Annotated in this window: 15 protein-coding genes; 12 read left to right on the plus strand and 3 right to left on the minus strand. The window is 74.9% G+C overall.

All coding sequences use genetic code 11. The features are described 5' to 3' along the window. Window positions 1-33 precede the first annotated feature (33 nt). The 8 genes from aroH to aroA are packed head-to-tail and all read left to right on the plus strand — an operon-like array spanning window position 34 to window position 8,636. Entirely contained in the window at window positions 34-417 is a 384-nt protein-coding gene (gene aroH / locus ACFYNP_RS02525; RefSeq protein WP_100575548.1) for a chorismate mutase, read from the plus strand. Then, entirely contained in the window at window positions 417-1,577 is a 1,161-nt protein-coding gene (locus ACFYNP_RS02530; protein WP_388782230.1) for a prephenate dehydrogenase, read from the plus strand. The genes aroH and ACFYNP_RS02530 overlap by 1 nt, the downstream gene beginning before the upstream one ends. Before the next feature lie 38 nt (window positions 1,578-1,615). After that, entirely contained in the window at window positions 1,616-2,800 is a 1,185-nt protein-coding gene (aroC, locus tag ACFYNP_RS02535; RefSeq protein WP_388781888.1) for a chorismate synthase, read from the plus strand. Next, window positions 2,797-2,985 (plus strand): hypothetical protein, encoded by a 189-nt coding sequence (locus ACFYNP_RS02540; protein WP_388781891.1) that lies wholly within the window; start codon window positions 2,797-2,799, stop codon window positions 2,983-2,985. Before aroC ends, ACFYNP_RS02540 begins: the two co-directional genes overlap by 4 nt. Beyond that, a complete protein-coding gene (locus ACFYNP_RS02545; RefSeq protein ID WP_388781894.1) occupies window positions 2,982-4,094 on the plus strand; it encodes a transposase in 1,113 nt (370 codons plus the stop codon). Before ACFYNP_RS02540 ends, ACFYNP_RS02545 begins: the two co-directional genes overlap by 4 nt. A gap of 47 nt (window positions 4,095-4,141) precedes the next feature. Further along, window positions 4,142-6,268, plus strand: a complete 2,127-nt coding sequence (gene tkt, locus ACFYNP_RS02550; protein ID WP_388781897.1) for a transketolase — start codon at window positions 4,142-4,144, stop codon at window positions 6,266-6,268. After that, window positions 6,265-7,398 carry a transaldolase gene (gene tal / locus ACFYNP_RS02555; RefSeq protein ID WP_388413849.1) on the plus strand — a complete coding sequence of 378 codons (1,134 nt, stop codon included), beginning with the start codon at window positions 6,265-6,267 and terminating at the stop codon, window positions 7,396-7,398. The genes tkt and tal overlap by 4 nt, the downstream gene beginning before the upstream one ends. After that, window positions 7,395-8,636 (plus strand): 3-phosphoshikimate 1-carboxyvinyltransferase, encoded by a 1,242-nt coding sequence (gene aroA / locus ACFYNP_RS02560; RefSeq protein WP_388781900.1) that lies wholly within the window; start codon window positions 7,395-7,397, stop codon window positions 8,634-8,636. The genes tal and aroA overlap by 4 nt, the downstream gene beginning before the upstream one ends. A 26-nt stretch (window positions 8,637-8,662) precedes the next feature. Here the strand turns inward: aroA and hisC are convergent, their stop codons facing one another. Continuing rightward, window positions 8,663-9,724, minus strand: coding sequence for a histidinol-phosphate transaminase (gene hisC / locus ACFYNP_RS02565; protein ID WP_388782233.1), 1,062 nt, complete (start codon window positions 9,722-9,724; stop codon window positions 8,663-8,665). Window positions 9,725-9,975: 251 nt separating this feature from the next. Between hisC and ACFYNP_RS02570 the strand changes: the two genes are divergently transcribed. The 4 genes from ACFYNP_RS02570 to ACFYNP_RS02585 are packed head-to-tail and all read left to right on the plus strand — an operon-like array spanning window position 9,976 to window position 14,103. Continuing rightward, complete coding sequence (locus ACFYNP_RS02570) at window positions 9,976-10,920, plus strand: helix-turn-helix domain-containing protein (RefSeq protein ID WP_388781903.1); 945 nt, start codon at window positions 9,976-9,978, stop codon at window positions 10,918-10,920. Then, window positions 10,917-12,599: an AMP-binding protein gene (locus ACFYNP_RS02575; RefSeq protein ID WP_388781906.1), complete on the plus strand. Its 1,683-nt coding sequence runs from the start codon at window positions 10,917-10,919 to the stop codon at window positions 12,597-12,599. Before ACFYNP_RS02570 ends, ACFYNP_RS02575 begins: the two co-directional genes overlap by 4 nt. Before the next feature lie 32 nt (window positions 12,600-12,631). Further along, window positions 12,632-13,102, plus strand: a complete 471-nt coding sequence (locus tag ACFYNP_RS02580) for a winged helix-turn-helix transcriptional regulator (protein WP_388413862.1) — start codon at window positions 12,632-12,634, stop codon at window positions 13,100-13,102. Further along, the gene (locus ACFYNP_RS02585; RefSeq protein WP_388781909.1) at window positions 13,099-14,103 is read left to right on the plus strand and encodes an o-succinylbenzoate synthase; all 1,005 of its coding nucleotides are present in this window, start codon (window positions 13,099-13,101) and stop codon (window positions 14,101-14,103) included. The genes ACFYNP_RS02580 and ACFYNP_RS02585 overlap by 4 nt, the downstream gene beginning before the upstream one ends. A gap of 17 nt (window positions 14,104-14,120) precedes the next feature. Here the strand turns inward: ACFYNP_RS02585 and pcaB are convergent, their stop codons facing one another. Both pcaB and ACFYNP_RS02595 read right to left on the minus strand, forming a co-directional pair. Then, on the minus strand, window positions 14,121-15,551 hold the full coding sequence (gene pcaB, locus ACFYNP_RS02590; RefSeq protein ID WP_388413868.1) for a 3-carboxy-cis,cis-muconate cycloisomerase: 1,431 nt from the start codon (window positions 15,549-15,551) through the stop codon (window positions 14,121-14,123). A 59-nt stretch (window positions 15,552-15,610) separates the two neighbouring features. Continuing rightward, entirely contained in the window at window positions 15,611-17,767 is a 2,157-nt protein-coding gene (locus tag ACFYNP_RS02595) for an FAD/NAD(P)-binding protein (RefSeq protein WP_388781912.1), read from the minus strand. Window positions 17,768-18,107 lie beyond the last annotated feature (340 nt).

Below are 18,107 nucleotides of genomic sequence, written 5' to 3' on the forward strand. Positions count from 1 at the left end.
ACGAGCGGCGACAACAGCAAGGAGGAGAGCACAGTGGCGGTACGAGCGGTGCGCGGCGCGATCCAGCTGGAGCGGGACGACAAGATGCTGCTTCTGGACGCGGTGAAGGAGCTGTTCCAGGAGGTACTCGACGCGAACGGCCTGGACCGGGAGAGCCTGATCAGCGTCATCTTCACCTCGACCCCGGACCTGCGGTGCGGGTTCCCCGCGGTCGCGGTACGCGAACTCGGCCTGTCCGACGTCCCGTTGATGTGCGCCCAGGAACTCGACATCCAGGGCGCGCTGCCCCGGACCGTACGGCTCCTGCTGCACGTGGACACGGTGCGCGCGAAGTCCGAGATCCGGCACGTCTACCTCGGCGGTGCCGCGGCGCTGCGCCGTGACCTGGCGCCGCTGGCGGCCGGGGCAGCCGCGTGATCCGTACCGCCGCCGTGGTCGGTACCGGGCTCATCGGCACGTCCGTCGCGCTCGCCCTCACCCGCCGGGGCGTCCGGGTGCACCTGCTGGACGCCGACGAGTCCGCGGCCCGCACCGCGGAGTCGCTGGGCGCGGGTGTGTGCCGGATGCCGGACGGGACGGTCGACCTGGCCGTCCTCGCCGTGCCCCCCGGGCGCGTCGGCAGGGTGCTCGCGGACAAGCAGGCCTGCGGGCTGGCCCGCAGCTACACCGACGTCTCCAGCGTCCAGGCGGGCCCGCAGGCCGAGGTCGTCGCCTGCGGGGCCGATCCGGCCCGGTTCATCGGCGGCCATCCGATGGCGGGCCGGGAGCGCTCCGGGCCGCTGGCCGCCTGCGCCACCCTCTTCGAGGACCGGCCCTGGGTGCTCACGCCCTGCCCGGCCACGAACCGGGAGACGCTCAATCGCGCGCTGGAGCTGGTCGCCCTGTGCGGGGCGACCCCCGTCCTGATGGAGGCCCCCGCGCACGACCGGGCCGTTGCGGTGGTCTCGCACGCCCCGCACGTGGTGGCCGCGCTGATGGCGGCCCGGCTGATCGGCATCGAGGACGACGCCTCCCGTCTCGCCGGGCAGGGCCTGCGGGACGTCGTCCGCATCGCGGGCGGGGACCCCCGGCTGTGGACCGACATCCTGGCGGCGAACGCGGCGGCCGTCGCCGACGTGCTCGCCGAGCTGGCCGACGACCTGTCCACCACGGTCGTCGCGCTGCGCGCCCTGACCTCGGCCGACCCGGCCGACCGCGCGCTCGGCGACCGGCTGGTGTCCGGGCTGCTGGCCCGGGGCGTCGAGGGCCGGGCCGGCCTCCCGGGCAAGCACAGCGACGTCCTGCCCGTCTGCGCCCCGGTGCGGGTGCTGATCGGTGACCAGCCGGGCGAGCTCGCCCGGCTCCTCGCCGCCACCTCCGAACTCGGCGTGAACATCGAGGACATGAGCATCGACCACTCGCCCGGCTCGCCGAGCGGTCTGGTCGAGCTGGCCGTCACGGCCACGTCCGCCACGCACCTGGCCCAGCGGCTCCGGGCGGACGGCTGGAACGTCCAGCGCGTACCCGCCGTCCTGGGTGACCGGTCGACCGCACCGGTCCCCGCCCCCGATCCGGAAACCGCCGCGACCGCGGCCTGACCGCCACCGGCCGTACGGCCCCTGACGAAGGAAACGCATTGACCACGCTGCGATGGCTCACCGCCGGTGAATCGCACGGACCGGCCCTGACCGCCGTCCTCGAAGGACTGCCCGCCGGGGTGGAGATCACCACCGAGCGGGTGGCGGACGCCCTTGCCCGGCGCCGCCTCGGGCACGGCCGCGGGGCCCGCATGAAGTTCGAGCGCGACGAGGTGAGCTTCCTCGGCGGAGTGCGGCACGGCCGCACCCAGGGCGGCCCCGTGGCCGTCCAGGTGGGCAACACCGAGTGGCCCAAGTGGCAGACGGTGATGGCCGCCGACCCGGTCGACGGGGCGACGCTCGCGGGCCTGGCCCGCAACGCGCCGCTGACCCGGCCGCGCCCCGGCCACGCCGATCTGGCCGGCATGCAGAAGTACGGCTTCACCGACGCCCGGCCGGTCCTGGAGCGGGCCAGTGCCCGGGAGACCGCCGCCCGGGTCGCCCTGGGCGAGGTCGCCCGCGCCTTCCTCGCGCAGGCCTACGGCATCGAACTCGTCAGCCACGTCGTGGAGTTGGGCGGCGTCGCCGGCGCCGGCACCGCGCTGCCCGGGCCGGACGACGTGCAGTGCCTGGACGCCGACCCCGTGCGCTGCTTCGACCCGGCCGGCTCGGCCGCCATGGTGGAGCGCATCGAGCGGGCCCACGCCGACGGCGACACGCTCGGCGGGGTGGTGGAGGTGCTGGCGTACGGTCTGCCGCCGGGCCTCGGCAGCCATGTGCACTGGGACCGGCGCCTCGACTCCCGGCTCGCCGGAGCCCTCATGGGCATCCAGGCCATCAAGGGCGTGGAGTTCGGCGCGGGGTTCGGGCTGGCCCGGGTGCCGGGCTCGGCGGCCCACGACGAGATCCTGCCCGGCGAGGGCGGACTGCGCCGGCGCACCGGGCACGCGGGCGGAGTAGAGGGCGGCATCACCACCGGGGAACTGCTGCGGGTGCGGGCCGCGATGAAGCCGATCGCCACCGTGCCGCACGCCCTGGCCACCGTGGACCTGGCCACCGGCGCGCCGGCCGCCGCCCACCACCAGCGCTCCGACGTGTGCGCGGTGCCCGCGGCCGGGGTGGTCGCCGAGGCCATGACCGCGCTGGTCCTCGCCGAGGCGGCGCTGGAGAAGTTCGGCGGCGACAGCCTCGCCGAGACGGCGCGCAACCACGCCGCCTACCTCTCCCACTTGGTCGTCCGATGAGCACCGCACCAGGGCCCGTCCGGCCGGTCACGCCGCGCCACCACCGGCCCCACGGCCTCGTCCTCGACGCCGGCCACACCGGCGGTCAACTCCCGCTCCCGCTGGGCGAGTCGGTGCCGCGCGTCGGGCTCGTCCCCGACGGGGCGCCGCCGGAAGCGGCGTTCGCGAAGGCGGGCCGGCGGTGATCGGCGCCCGCGCGACCCCGTTGCGCCCCGCCCGGCCCCCGCGGCGCGGCCCGCTCCCGCGTCCGCTCGCCGAGCGGGTCCTTGAGGGCCTGCCCCCGCGGGCCCGCCGGGACGCGCTGCGCCACATCGCGGAGCGCGCAGCGGGCCGGGAGCCCGAGCCCGCCCGGCACGACTGGGACTGGATGCCCGTGCGCCGCGCCCTCGCCGACGCCGTGTACGGGGAGGCCCGTCCCCTCGCCCTCGCCGCGCGCGCGGTCGTCGTGCCGTGCGCCGACGTACGGGACGTCGGCGCCGAGGAGTTCACCGATCCGCGCACCGGCCGCCGGATGGCCGGCCGGCGGGTCGTCGGCCTGTGGCTGGTGACCGCGCGGGGCAGCGTCCCCGTGGACCGGCGCCTGATGCTGACGCCCCGCTGGCTCGAACCCGGGCCCCGGCAGCGGGCGGGCGTCCCCGACGACGCCCCCTCGGGCGGCAGCGTGACCCAGGGCATCGACATGGCCGTGGGCCTGCGGCCCCCCGGGCTCGTCCCGCTGCTCCTGGACGCCCGCCGCGCCCACGTGCCCGGCGTGCTCAAGGCGCTGCGCGCGGGCGGGCTGCCCTACGTGCTGCGCGTCTCCGGCTCCCAGTTCGTCAACCCCGGCCGGCCCGTGGCGGACGGACCCGTCTCCGACGGTTTCGTCACCGCCCGGCAGGCCGCCGCCGAGGCGGCGGACCGGGGCGGCTCGGTGCTCTCGCTCGCCCGCCGCGACGGCAGCCCGGCGGGGCGCGCGTTCGTCCGGCTCGACTGCCGCACCCTGCCCGTCCCCGGGACGCGCAAGGCCAGGACGGTGCTCCTGGCCGAGCAGGACCCGCACCACCCGGCCCGGGGCGGGTACTGGCTGACCAACCTGACCGGCCATTCCACCGCGCACCTCCTGCGCCTGGTGCGGCTGCCGGAACCAGAACCGCCGCTGCCCGCCCCGGCCGGTGCGGCGCACGGCCACCCGGCCTCGTACGGCGACTGGCACCGGCACACCACGCTCGACTCGGTCGCCCACGCCGCGGTGCTGCTCACCCCCGCACGCGGCACGCCTCGTCCGGCCGCCGGCCCCACCACCCGCGTCGCCTGACGCCGACTCCCGCCACTGCTCAGCACTGCTCAGCCGAGAGAGGAACCATGACCGCTCAACTGACCGCGCCGGATCCCTTCGAGATCCCGGAGTGGACGCACGCCGACCGGCGTGCGGTCGACGTCGCCAAGGGCCTGGCCATCGACGCGGTGGAGGCGGCGGGCCACGGCCACCCCGGGACGGCGATCAGCCTGGCCCCCGCCGCCCATCTGCTCTTCCAGAAACTGCTGCGGCACGACCCGGCCGATCCCACCTGGGAGGGGCGTGACCGGTTCGTCCTGTCCTGCGGGCACGCGAGCCTGACCCTCTACACCCAGCTCTATCTGTCCGGCTATCCGCTCGCCCTCGACGACCTCAAGGCGCTGCGCACCGAGGGCAGCCTGACGCCGGCGCACCCCGAGTACGGACACACTCCCGGGGTGGAGACCACCACGGGTCCGCTCGGCCAGGGGCTCGCCAACGCGGTCGGCATGGCGATGGCCGCGCGGCGCGAGCGGGGCCTGTTCGACCCGGACGCCGAACCGGGCACGTCCCCCTTCGACCACACCGTGTGGGTCTTCGCCTCGGACGGGGACCTGGAGGAGGGCATCAGCCACGAGGCCAGCTCGCTGGCGGGCCACCAGCGCCTCGGCAACCTGGTGGTGCTGTGGGACGACAACCGCATCTCGATCGAGGACGACAGGGCGGTCGCGAGCTCGGAGGACGTTCTCGCCCGCTACCGCGCCTACGGCTGGCACGTGCGGCGGGTGGACTGGACGGTGACGGGCGCCTACGCCGAGGACGTGGAGGCACTGCACCGGGCCATGGCCGAGGCGCGCGACCGGTCCGACCGGCCCTCGCTCGTGGCCCTGCGCACGGTGATCGGCTGGCCCTCGCCGGGCAAGCAGAACACGGGCGCCGTCCACGGTGCGCGGCTGGGCGCGGCCGAGGCGGCGGCCACCAAGGCGCTCCTCGGCCTCGACCCGGACCGCACGTTCCAGGTGCCGGACGAGGTGCTCGCGCACACGCGCCGGGCGACCGAGCGGGGAGCACGGCTGCGGGCGCGCTGGCAGCGGGAGTTCGAGGCCTGGCAGACGGCACAGCCCGCCCGCGCGGCCGAACACGCCCGCATCTCGCAGCGGAAGCTGCCCCCGGACTGGCACCGGGCGCTGCCCCGGTTCGAGCCCGGCGAGCAGGTGGCCACCCGGCGCGCCTCGGGCGAGGTCCTCTCGGCGCTCGCCTCCGTACTGCCCGAACTGTGGGGCGGATCGGCCGACTTGGCCGGGTCCAACAACACCACCATGCGCGGTGAGCCCTCCTTCCTGCCCGACGAGCACGCCACCGCCGCCTTCCCGGGCCACCGCTACGGCCGCACCCTGCACTTCGGCATCCGCGAGCACGCCATGGGCGCGATCCTCAACGGCATCGCCCTGCACGGCGGCACGCGTCCCTACGGCGGCACGTTCCTGGTCTTCTCCGACTACATGCGGCCCGCGGTGCGGCTCGCGGCGCTCATGCGCCTGCCCGTCACGTTCGTATGGACGCACGACTCCATCGGACTCGGCGAGGACGGCCCCACCCATCAGCCCGTCGAGCACCTGTGGGCGCTGCGCGCCATCCCGGGTCTCGACGTGGTCCGCCCCGCCGACGCGGGCGAGACCGTCGCCGTCTGGCGCGCCCTGCTGGAGCGCGCCGACCGGCCGGTGGGCCTGGCGCTGACCCGGCAGGACGTTCCGGTCCTCGACCGCGGCCCGCACGGCGGCCTCGCCCCGGCCGACCTCGCCGCCCGCGGCGGCTACGTGCTGGCCGAGGCGTCCGGCGGCGAGCCCGAGGTCCTCCTGATCGCCACCGGCAGCGAGGTCGCCATCGCCCTGGAGGCGCGCCGCGTCCTGGAGGACGAGCGGATCGCCACCCGCGTGGTGTCGATGCCCTGCCTCGAATGGTTCGCCGACCAGGACCAGGAGTACCGCGACGCCGTGCTGCCGCCCCATGTGGGTGCCCGGGTCTCGGTGGAGGCCGGCAGCGCGCTCGGCTGGTACGCGCTGCTCGGTGGCGCCGGACAGGCCGTCAGCATCGAGCAGTTCGGCGCCGGCGCTCCGTACGAGAGCCTGTACCGCAGGTTCGGCATCACTCCCCAGCGGGTGGCGGCCGCCGCCCGCTCCAGTCTGGACCGTGCCCGCAGGAGCGCCCGATGACCCACGCACCGATCGAACGCCTCCGCCGGGCCGGCGTCTCCCTCTGGCTCGATCACCTCGGCCGGGCGAGCCTGCACGACGGGAGCCTCGCCGAACTGGTCGACGGGCACGGCGTCCTGGGCATCACCTCGAACCCGACCATCCTCGCCCAGGCCCTGGCGAGCGGGGCCGAGGCGTACGCCCCGCACCTCAATGTGCTGGCCCGCAAGGGCGCTTCGGCCCGGGACGCGCTGCGCGAGCTCGCCACGTACGACGTGCGGCGCGCCGCCGACCTGCTGGAGCGCGTGCACCGGGAGACCGGGGGCGAGGACGGCCATGTCTCCCTGGAGGTGGATCCGGCCCATGCCCACGACGCCGGCGCCACCCTCGCCGAGGCCCGGCTCCTGCGGTCCGAGGTGGACCGCCCCAATCTGATGGTGAAGATCCCGGCCACCCCCGAGGGCCTGCGGGCCGTCACGGGAGCGCTGGCCGAGGGCATCAACGTCAACGCCACGCTCATCTTCTCGCGGGAGCGGTACGCGCAGGTCGCCGAGGCCTTCCTGCTCGGCCTGGAACAGGCCCACCGGGCGGGCCACGACCTGAGCCGGATCGCCTCGGTCGCCTCGTTCTTCGTGAGCCGGGTCGACACCGCGGTCGACCGGGAGCTCGACCGGGCCGGCGGCGACGAGCCCCGGGCTCTGCGGGGCCGGGCCGCGGTGGCCAACGCCCGTCTGGCGTACGCGCGTTGGGAGGAGGTCGTGGCCGGCCCGCGCTGGCGCCGGCTGGCCGCGCTCGGCGCCCGCCCGCAGCGCCTGCTGTGGGCCTCCACCGGGGTCAAGGACCCGACGTACGAGGACACCCGGTACGTCGACGAGCTGGCCGCGCCGGCCACCGTCAACACCGTCCCGCCGGCCACCCTGCGGGCCGTCGCCGACCACGGCCGGGCCGACGGGCGCAGCCGCATCGCCGGTACGTACGACGACGCGCGCCGGGTGCTCGGCGCGCTGCCCTGCTTCGGCATCGACTTCGACGCGCTGACGGACCGTCTGGCCCACGAGGCGCTGGCCGCGTTCGTGGAGTCCTGGGAGCAGATGTCCCGGCAGGTCGACGAGACCCTCATGACCCGGCGCGTGCTCCAGGAGGCGGCGTGACCACCGCGACCCTGGCCGCCGGCGTGGCCCGGATCCCCGGATCCAAGAGCATCACCAACCGGGCACTGCTGCTCGCCGCGGCCGCCCGCGGCACGACCCGGCTGCGGGCCCCCCTGGTCAGTGACGACACGGTGGCCTTCCGGCAGGGCGTCGAGGCGCTCGGCGCCCCGGTGCGCGAGGCGGACGGCGACTGGTGGGTGACGGGCCTGGGCGGGGCGCCCCGTCGCACCACCACTGTGTGGTGCGAGGACGCGGGCACGGCCGCGCGTTTCCTGCCGGTGTTCGCGGCGGCCGGGCAGGGGGACGTCCTGTTCGACGGCTCGGCCCAGCTGCGCGCCCGGCCGCTGCACCCGCTGGCCGACGCGCTGCGGCGGCTGGGGGTGGCGGTGGTGCCGGGCCCGGGCGGCGGGCTGCCCCTGATGGTGCGCGGGCGCGGGCTCGACGGCGGGGACGTGCACCTCGACTCCTCCAGCAGCAGCCAGTACCTGACCGGTCTGCTGCTGTCGGCGCCCCTGGCCCGCGAGACCCTGACCATCCACGCCCACGATCTGGTCAGCGGCCCCTACATCGACATGACCCTGGCGCTGATGCGGCGCTTCGGCGCGGACGTCGAGCGGCGCGACGGCACGTTCCGGGTGCGGCCGGACGGATACCTGGCGGCCGACCTGGCCATCGAGCCGGACGCCTCGACCGCCTCGTACTTCTTCGCCGCGGCCGCGGTCACCGGCACCACCGTGCTCGTGCCGGGGCTCGGCGTGGGCAGCCTCCAGGGCGATCTGCGGTTCCTGGAGGTGCTGGCGCGCACCGGTGCGCGGGTCCGGATGACCGCGGCCGGCGCCGAGGTGAGCGGCCCGGGCCGGCTGCGGGGCGGGTTCACCGTCGACATGGGGGACATCTCCGACACCTTCATGACCCTGGCCGCCATCGTGCCCCTCGCGGACGCCCCGATCACCATCACGGGCATCGGGCACGCCCGGCTGAAGGAGTCGGACCGGATCGCGGCGGTGGCGGGCAATCTGCGCGCCCTCGGCATCACGGTGGCCGAGGGACCCGACCGGATCACCGTGCACCCGGGCACCCCGGAGCCGGCCCGGGTCCTCTGCCACCGCGACCACCGGATCGCCATGGCGTTCTCGGTGCTGGGGCTGCGCGCCGCCGGCCTCACCTTCGACGACCCGGCCTGTGTGAGCAAGACGTTCCCCGCCTTCCACGAGGAGTTCGCCCGGCTCTTCGGCTAGCGCGCGCCCGGCAGCGGGCCGGCCCGTCAGTGCTGCCAGGCGCGGGCCGCCTTCAGGAAGCGGTCGTTGGCCGCGGGCGTACCGATCGTGATCCGTACGCCGTCGTCCGGGTAGGGGCGCACCATCAGCCCCGCCTCCTCGCACGCCGCGGTGAAGGCGGCCGTGCGCCGCCCCAGGCGCAGCCACACGAAGTTGGCCTCGCTGTGCGGCGGTTGCCAGCCCTGCGACCGCAACTCGGCGCCGACCCGCTCGCGTTCGCGCACGATCCGCTCGACCCGCTCGTCGAGCTCGGACCCGGCATGAAGGGAGGCGAGGGCGGCCGTCTGGGCCGGGCCGCTGACCCCGAAGGGCACGGCGCAGGCGCGCAGCGCGGCGGCGACGGGCGGGTGCGCCACGGCGTAGCCGACCCGGAGCCGGGCCAGGCCGTAGGCCTTGGAGAAGGTGCGCAGCACGGCCACATTGGGGCGGCGCAGATGGACCTCGATGCCGTCGGGCACCTCGGGGTCGCGGACGAACTCCCGGTACGCCTCGTCCAGGACGACGAGCACGTCGCGCGGAACCCGGTCGAGGAACCGGTCCAGTTCCGCCCGGCGCACGGGGGTGCCGGTGGGGTTGTTGGGGTTGCACACGAAGATCAGCCGGGTGCGGCCGGTGACGGCGGCGGCCATCGCGTCGAGGTCGTGGCCCTCCGCGGCGAGCGGGACCTGTACGGGCGTGGCGCCCGCCGCCCAGGTGATGAGCGGGTAGGCCTCGAACGAGCGCCAGGCGAAGAGGACTTCGTCGCCCTCGCCCGCGGCCGCGCGGACCAGGTGGTGGGTGACGGCCACCGAGCCGGTCCCCGGCACGATGTGCTCGCCGGGCACCCCGAGGCGCGCCGCGAGCGCGGCGACCAGCTCGGTGCTGCCGGGGTCGGGGTAGCGGTGGAACTGCCCGAGCTCCGCACGCACCGCCTCCCGCACCGACGGCAGCGGCTCATAGGGCAGTTCGTTGGAGGACAGCTTGTACTCGGGGTCTCCCACGGCCGCCCTTCCCGGAACGTAGCGGGGCAACGTGGACAGATCGACGCGGAGCCGGGGCCCGGAAACCATACTCATGTGCCTCTTTTCTGAATCGGAAGAAACCGGACACTAAAGCAGTCGGCCCACCCGGAATGCGCGAAATGCGCAGCGCTTCTCTCCAATTTGCCCGCCGGACCAGCGCGTTGGCGCCTCGGCGACCCCCCGTGCCGTCGATCGAAGCTTCCGATCCCACTGGAAAAAAGGAAACAGAGACTGTTTCTCTGTCCTTGACGTCATGACGTCACTGATGTCAGTCGGACATTGTCGGGGAGGGCAAGAAGATGCTGGTCCTGAGCCAGTCGAGATCCCACAGCACCGAGTCGGTCAGCGTCGGCGGGGCTCCCGACGGCTGTGGCACGGTGCAGATCGTCCGAAGTCACGACGAGGAACTGCGGGACACCACCCGCTGCCGCCGGTTCGGCGAGATCAGCGTGCGCCTGGTGGCCGGCGGTCCGGCCGAACTCGTGCGCCCCGCCCGGCTGATCGACCCCGGCTGCCCCGGGGTCCTGCGGGTGATCCGCCCGCTGGCCGGCGAGGCCCTGCTGTGGCAGGACGGCAGACACGCCACGGTCCGCTCCCCCGAGCTGATCTGCCTCGACAGCTCCCGCCCCTTCAAACTGGTGATGCCGCAGCCCTTCCGGCTCGTCGAGGCGGTGGTGACCCACCGCTCGATGGGCCTGACGCCCGCCGACGCCGCCCGCCTCACCGCCCGGCCGTGGTGCGGTGAGCAGGGCATCGCCGCGTTCACGTCCACGCTCCTGGGCGGATTCCAGCGGCACGGCGACGAGATCGAGACCGCCTTCGACCTGTTCGGCGGCAGCATCGTGGGCCTCGCGGCCGCGCTCTTCGCCGAACGCATGCGGTCGGCCGTCGCGGAGCCGGACGCCGCCCGGCAGTCCCTGATGCTCCACATCCAGGCCTACGTCCGCGAACGGCTCGCCGACCCCGAGCTGACCCCGTCCCTGGTGGCCAAGCGGTACAACGTCTCGCTGCGCTACCTCCAGAAGATGTTCCGCGAGCACGGCACGAGTCCGGCCCGCTGGATCCGCGACGAGCGGCTCGCCCGCTGCCGCTGCGAACTGTCCGACCCGCGCCTGGAGCACCTGCCGGTCGCACTGATCGGGGAGCGCGCCGGCCTCTACGGCGCCTCACACTTCAGCCGGCTCTTCCGGGACCGCTACGGCGTCACCCCCCGGGAGTTCCGCAGGGAGAAGGCCACCGGATGAACCACCTGACGAACAGGACGGACCTCTCGTTCCTCGACGGCGGCCCCGCACCGCGCCCGGCCCATGCCGACCTCGGCTCGGCGCTCCTGTCGGCGGCCCGGCACGGCAACCCCGAAGGGCTCTGCTTCCTGGACGCGGACGGCGCCGAGACCCGGATGAGCTATGCCGGACTGCTCGACGCGGCCTCCCGGATCCTCGGCGGACTGCGCGCGGCGGGGACGGCACCGGGGGAGACCGTGCTGCTCCAGATCCGGTCCGAGCCCGAGCTGATCGCCGCCTTCTGGGGCTGTGTGCTCGGCGGCTTCGTGCCGATGCCGGTGGCCGCGGGAGAACCCGGGGCCGCGGCAGGACCCGGCGCCGGTCCCGCGTCCGGCGCCGAGCAGCTGCACCGGGTGTGGACCCGCTACGGCAGACCCCGCACCGTACTCGGCGCCGGACAGCCGGTCGCCGCGGCGACCCGCTCCGACCCCGGCTGGCCCGGCGCCCTCGCCGGGGACACCCGGCGACTGCTCTCGCACCTGCCCGACCGGTCGTGGCACCGGGCCGGGCCGGACGATCCGGCGGCCCTGCTGCTCACCTCCGGTTCGACCGGCACGCCCAAGGCCGTCCCCCTCACCCACCGCAACCTGCTGACCCGCAGCGCCGCCACCGCGCGGGCCAACGGCCTTTCCGCGCACACCCGTTCGTTCAACTGGATGCCGCTGGACCACGTCGGCGGCCTGGTGCTCTTCCACCTCAGGGACGTCTGTCTGGGCGCCTACCAGGTGCACGCCCCGCGGTCGTACGTGCTCCAGGACCCGCTGCGCTGGCTGACGGTCGCCGACCGGCACCGGATCTGCACCACCTGGGCCCCCAACTCCGCCTTCCAGCTGCTCACCGACCAGGCGGCCCGGCTGCGCGGCCGGTCCCTGGACCTGAGCGCGCTGCGCTACGTCATGAACGGCGGTGAGGCGGTGCGTGCCACGGTGGTGCGCGCCTTCCTCGACCTGCTGCGGCCCTTCGGGCTCGGATCCGGCGTCATGTATCCCGGCTGGGGCATGTCGGAGACCTCGTCCGGCGTCATCGACATGCGCTTCGAGCCGGCCGCCGACGACGAGCGGTACGTGCCCGTCGGCGCACCGCAGCCGGGGACGGCGGTGCGCTGTGTGGACGACGACGGCAACCTCGTACCGCAGGGCACACCGGGCCACCTGGAGGTGTCCGGCGCCACCGTGACCCGCGGCTATCACGACAACCCGGTGCAGAACCTGCGGTCGTTCACCGCGGACGGCTGGTTCCGCACCGGCGACCGCGCCTTCGTCGAGGCGGGCCGGCTCACCGTCACCGGGCGGGCCGACGACCTCATCGAGTGCGGCGGCGTGACGTGTCACAGCCACGAGATCGAGGCCGTGGTGGAGGAGCTGGACTTCGTCACCCCCTCGTACACGGTGGCCGGCCCGGTGGCCGTCGACGGGCGCGAGGAGCTGGCCGTCTTCTTCCACCGGCGCGGCGCCGTCGGTGCCGCCGAGGCCGAGGCGCTGATCCGCCGCCGCGTCAAGGAGCGGCTCGGCCTGAACGCCACCCGGATCGTCCCGGTGGACCCGCGCGACGTCCCGAAGACCGGGATCGGCAAGCTCCGCAGGAGCCGGCTGCGCGAACAGTACGAGGCGTCCGCGGCCCCGCTGCGGCGGATCGCCTAGCACCACACCAGAGAACGGACCAGGGAGGCCGAATGGCGACGACCATCTCCGCGTACGAGCAGCACGCTCGGCGACGGGCGTTCCCGCACCGTGGGGAGCGCCCGGACGTCGTGGACGACTGCCCCCCGGACGACTGCCCGGCGCGCTGGGTCCTTGAGATCCTGACCACCAAGTGGACACCCGTCCTGCTCCACCTGCTCCAGTCCCAGTCACCCATGCGGTACGGGGAGTTGCGCCGGGCCATGCCCGACGTCAGCAAGAAGGTGCTGACCGAGACGCTGCGCGGGCTCGAACGCGACGGCCTGCTGCTGCGCGTGGACCACGGGGAGAAGCCCCTCAGGGTCGACTACTACATCACCGAACTCGGCGCGAGCCTGATCCCGATCGTCAAGTCGCTCAGGGTGTGGGCCGAGGAGAACATCGCCGAGGTGCTCGCCCACCGCACGCTCTACGGGCGCACCGACCCGCCGACCGCCCGAGAAGGAGCCGTGACCCCCGCATGAACGACCGGCACGGATCCATCGAGGCCGTCGAGGCCCACGTCTACGCGATCCCGATGCGCACCGCCTTCCGGGGCATCACCGTGCGCGAGGGCATGGTGCTGCGAGGGCCGCACGGCTGGGGCGAGTTCTGCCCGTTCCCGGAGTACGGCGACCCGGAGGCGGCGGCCTGGCTCGCCACCGCCCTTGAGCAGATCGGCGCGGACCGCCCCGCGCCGGTGCGGGACCGGATACCGGTCAACGCCACCGTGCCGGCCGTCGGCCCCGAGCGCGCCCACGACTTGGTGGCGCGCTCCGGCTGCGGCACGGCCAAGGTCAAGGTGGCCGACCACCCGGACGCCCTGGCGGAGGACCTGGCCCGGGTCGAGGCGGTCCGCGCCGCACTGGGCCCGGGCGGCAGGGTCCGTATCGACGTCAACGGCCGGTGGGACGTGGACACCGCGGTCACCCGTATCCGGCTGCTCGACCGGGCCGCCGGCGGTCTGGAGTACGTCGAGCAACCCTGCGCCACCATCGAGGAGTTGGCCGCCGTACGCCGACGGGTCGAGGTGCGTGTCGCCGCCGACGAGTCGATCCGGCGGGCCGGCGACCCGCTGAAGGTGGCGGTCGCCGGGGCCGCCGACATCGCGGTGCTCAAGTGCACGCCCCTCGGCGGGGTGCGCCGGGCCCTGGAGGTCGCCGAGGCCTCGGGGCTGCCTTGTGTGGTGTCGTCGGCCCTGGAGACCAGTGTCGGACTGTCCGCCCAGGTCGCCCTGGCCGCCGCGCTTCCGGAGCTCGAATTCGCCTGCGGGCTCGGCACGTTGAGCCTGCTGGACGGCGATCTCGTACCGGCCGGCGCGGCCCTGCGGCCCGTCGACGGCTTCCTGGCGGTACCGGGTGCGGTGCCCGAGCCCGCGCCCGAGCTCCTCGACCGCCACCGGCTCACCGATCCCGACCGGGCCGCCTGGTGGCACGCCCGCCTGGCCCGCGTCGGCGGTGCGCGGCTGCGGGTCCGGCCCGTCTGAGCCGGACCCGCCGGGCCTCACTCGCGCAGCGCGCCGTCCACGAGCCGCGCACTCGCGCCGGTGTAGGCCGCCGGGTCGCACAGGGCCCGCAGCTCCGCCGGGTCCCAGAGCCCCTCGGAACCGGACGGCCCGGAGAGTCCGGCCAGTTCGGGCAGCTCGGGCAGGACCTCGTGCAGGGGCCTGCGTCGCGCCGATGCCTGCTCGGACGCCCGGGTCAGCAGTTCCTTGGCGGCCGCCTTGCCGAGCACCGGGGCGAGGCGGGCCGCGAGGCGCTCCGACACGATCTGACTGCCCGTCAATTCCAGGTTGCGAGCCATGCGTTCGGGATCCACCCGGAGCCCCTCGGCCAGCTCCACCGCCGTATGGGCCGCTCCGCCGGTGAGCCGCAGACACTCGCGCAGCAGCAGCCACTCCGCGTGCCAGCCGCCCGCCGAGCGCTCGTCCTCGGCCGGCAGGCACTGGAGCAGCCCGGTCGCCAGCACGGGGACCTGTAGGGCGGCGCTGCGCACCAGGGTCGCGAGCACCGGATTGTGCTTGTGGGGCATGGCCGACGAGGCACCCCGGCCCACCGCGGCCGGCTCCGCGACCTCGGCGATCTCGGTACGGGACAGCGTCTGCACGTCCACCGCCAGCTTCCCGAGGGCCCCGGCCGCGAAGGCCAGGGCCGACGCGAGGTCGGCGAGCGGTGTGCGCAGCGCGTGCCAGGGGAGGCGGGGCCGCGCGAGCCCGGTCTCCTCGGCGAACGCCTCCGCGAGGCGGACGTGGTACTCCTCGTCGGCGGCCCGCGGGGCGTCGAGGCGCGCGTACTCCAGATATCCGGCGAGCGTGCCCGCGGCCCCGCCGAGCGAGACCGGAAGGCCCCCCTCACGCACGGCCCGCAGCCGGTCGACGGCGTCCCGCACCCCCTGGCGCCAGCCCGCCGCCTTCAGCCCGAACGTGGTCGGCACCGCCTGCAACGCCAGGGTGCGTCCGGCGATCGGGGTGTCCCGGTACCGGGCGGCGAGCCGGGCCAGGGCCCGGTCGACGCGGCCGAGGTCGTCCAGCATCAGCCCGAGCGCCCGGCGCGCCACCAGCATCGCCGCCGTGTCGAACACGTCCTGGCTGGTGGAGCCGCGGTGCACATACTCGGCGGCCGCCGGGTCCTCCGCCGCGACCACCCCGGTCAGTGCCTTGACCAGGCCGACGACCGGGTTGGCGGTCTCCCGGGCCGCGAGGGACAGCGCGCGCGCATCGAACCGGTCGGCCCGGGCCAGCCGCGCGATGGTCAGGGCCGCCTCGGCGGGTACGGTGCCGAGCCGGGCCTGGGCCCGGACCAGGGCCACCTCGGCGTCGAGCATGGCCTGGAGCCAGGCCCGGTCGGCCACGGCCGCCTCGACGGGGGTGCCGGCCCGGACCGGGGAGAGCAGCCCCGCGTCGGTCCCCACATCGGTCCCCACGTCGGTCCCCACGTCGGTCCCCGCTCCGGATTCCTGCTCCGGCTCCCTCCGCCCGGGACGGCTCCGCGCGCTCACACGATCACCTCGCGCACGACGCCCGACTCGGCCGCGGCGGAGGGGACTTCGGTGCGGTCCGCCGGCCCCGGGGCCGCGCCGGGGACGGCGCGCGGGGTGTCCGGGCGCGTGCCGTCGGGGCGCGGGGTGTCCGGGCGCGTGAGGTCCGGGCGAGGAGTGTCCGGGCGCGTGCCGTCGGGGCGCGGGGTGTCGGGGCGGGTGAGGTCCGGGCGCGGGGTGTCCGGGCGTGTGAGGTCCGGGCGGGGCAGCGACACCAGCGCGCGGGCGATGGCGTCGGAGTCGCCGAGGGTGACCGAATCGACGCCGGGGCGCACCCCCGCGGCGGTCACCCAGTGCACCGACTCGGTGGGGACGCCGTAGGCGAAGCGCCGCGGGTGCGCCCGGCCGCGCCGGTCGACGATCCGGTACGGGCGCTCGGTGACCGCGAGCCCCCCGGTCTCCACCTCGGTGCCCTGCGCGGTGGAGATGCGATAGGGGACGGCCTGCTCGGTCTCCAGCAGATGGCGCAGCAGCGGGTCCTCGGTGCGGCGCACGTCCGGCTCGGGCAGCCGGGCCTCGATCAGGGCCGTCGCGTGCACCGAGCGCCCGGGCACCCGCGTGCTGGCGGCGATGAAGGAGGGCTCCGCGGAATCCAGCCTGACCTCGGTGCCCGGGCCGGTGACGGTGAGCACCCCGGCCTCGATCAGGGCGGCCATCTCCTCGATCCGCAGCACCGGCGGCCCGATCGACAAGAAGGCGTTCAACGGCGTGTACCAGCGCTCCAGTTCGTCGCGGTGGGACTCCCCGTCGAGCCCGCCGTGGTCGACCGCCAGGCGTATCTCGTTGCGCAGGTCGCGCAGGATGTCGAGGGAGGCCTTCAGCGGGCCCGACAGATTCCCCGCGCGGCCCGCCTCGGCGTCCGCCCGCAGGTAGTCGAGCAGCCAGTCCCGGTACTCGTCCCGGGAGGCGAAGGTGAGATCGCGGCAGGGGTCGGTGAGCTTGACCCAGTCGAACCGGTCCTGTGCCTCCACGCCGTGGGCGGCCAGGAGTTCGGACGGGTCGGCGCCCTCGGCGAGGCCGAGGTAGCGGTCGGTGAACCCTTCCACCACGTCGCTCGCGACACCCCGGGAGCGCAGCGCGGTGGCGTAGTAGACGCTCTCGACCTCGCGCTTGATCAGCGGCCACAGGTGCTCGGTGAAGCCGATCCGCTCCCCGGCCGCGGCGCGGGCGCGCAGTTGGGCGGCGTACTCGGCGGTGAGCAGGCGCGGATAGTAGCGGCCGAAGGCGCCCTTCTCGTTCTCGCCGCGCGCGTGGTAGGGCACGCCCCGGCGGGAGAAGGCGTACAGACGCGGTTCGAGGCCCGAGGCGCGGTAGACGAGCCGGTCGCGCTCGCGGACGAAGCGGCCGCCGCGTCCGGTGGTGAGCAGGGCCATGTAGTCGAAGAAGTTCAGGCCGAGGCCGCGCAGCAGCACGTTCTGCTGCGGCTGGACCCAACTCAGGTCCACATTGGCCGGGTTGGCGGGCGTGACATAGGTCAGCCCGTGGATGAGCGCGAGGTCCGCGGTGCGTCGCTGACGTGCCGTCAGATGAGTGCCGACATGGCCCACGGCGAGGAGCACGGCGTCCAGGCCGTCGAGCCGGGCGCCGTTCTCCAGGCGCAGGCTCTGCGGGCCGTCGGACGCCCCGACGGCGTCGGACAGCACGACGGCACGGGTGCGGTGCTCGCGCACCGCGATGTGGGCCGGGGCGCGGGAGACGATCCTGCGGTAGCAGTCGTGCAGGTAGTGGCCGTAGAAGCCGCGCGAGGGATAGGAGTCGGGCCCCAGCCGGCGGGCCTCGGCCAGGGTCCGCTCGTCGTAGTCGCCGTCGCCGCCGAGCAGGGCCAGGCTCTGCGCCCACTCGTACAGGCTCGGGCCGGGCTCGATCGGGCCCTCGATGCGCACGCTGTCGTCGGTGAAGACGGTGATCTGCGAAGCGACCGTATTGGTGAGGAGCTCACCGGGCTGATCGGGGCGCCAGACCGCGCCCGCGCCCGGGAGATGGGGATCCACGAGGTGCACGACCACACCGTCCGCGGAGGGCTTGAGGCGTTCGTTGGCGCACAGCCTCTCCAGTACGGAAAGACCGCGCGGGCCGGCGCCGACGACGGCGAGGTGACGGGTGACAGGAGCCATGGCAAGTCCTAGGGGTACGGCGGTCGTTGGCGACCGGACGAGCTGGTGAAGAGCTGGTGAAGAGCCGGGGGACCGTGCGGACGGCAACCTTGCACGAGGGGAACGGCTGCGGACAAGGAGCCCTGAGGAGTCACTCCGCCGGTCCCAGTGATCGTCCGCGCCCCCTCCGGGCGGAACAAGAAGGCACCTGAAAGTGCCCATCCCGGGCGTCCCCGCGCCCACTGGCGCCGGCCGGAGCGCGGAGAGTATAGGCACTTAAAAGTTCCTACTTGAACTACTTCCGGCCCCGGACGAAGCTCTTCACCAGAGCCGGACACGGCCCGGCGGCAGCAGGACCCGC

Origin of the sequence: Streptomyces sp. NPDC006691, from assembly GCF_042869955.1 — a bacterium.
GTDB lineage: Bacteria > Actinomycetota > Actinomycetes > Streptomycetales > Streptomycetaceae > Streptomyces.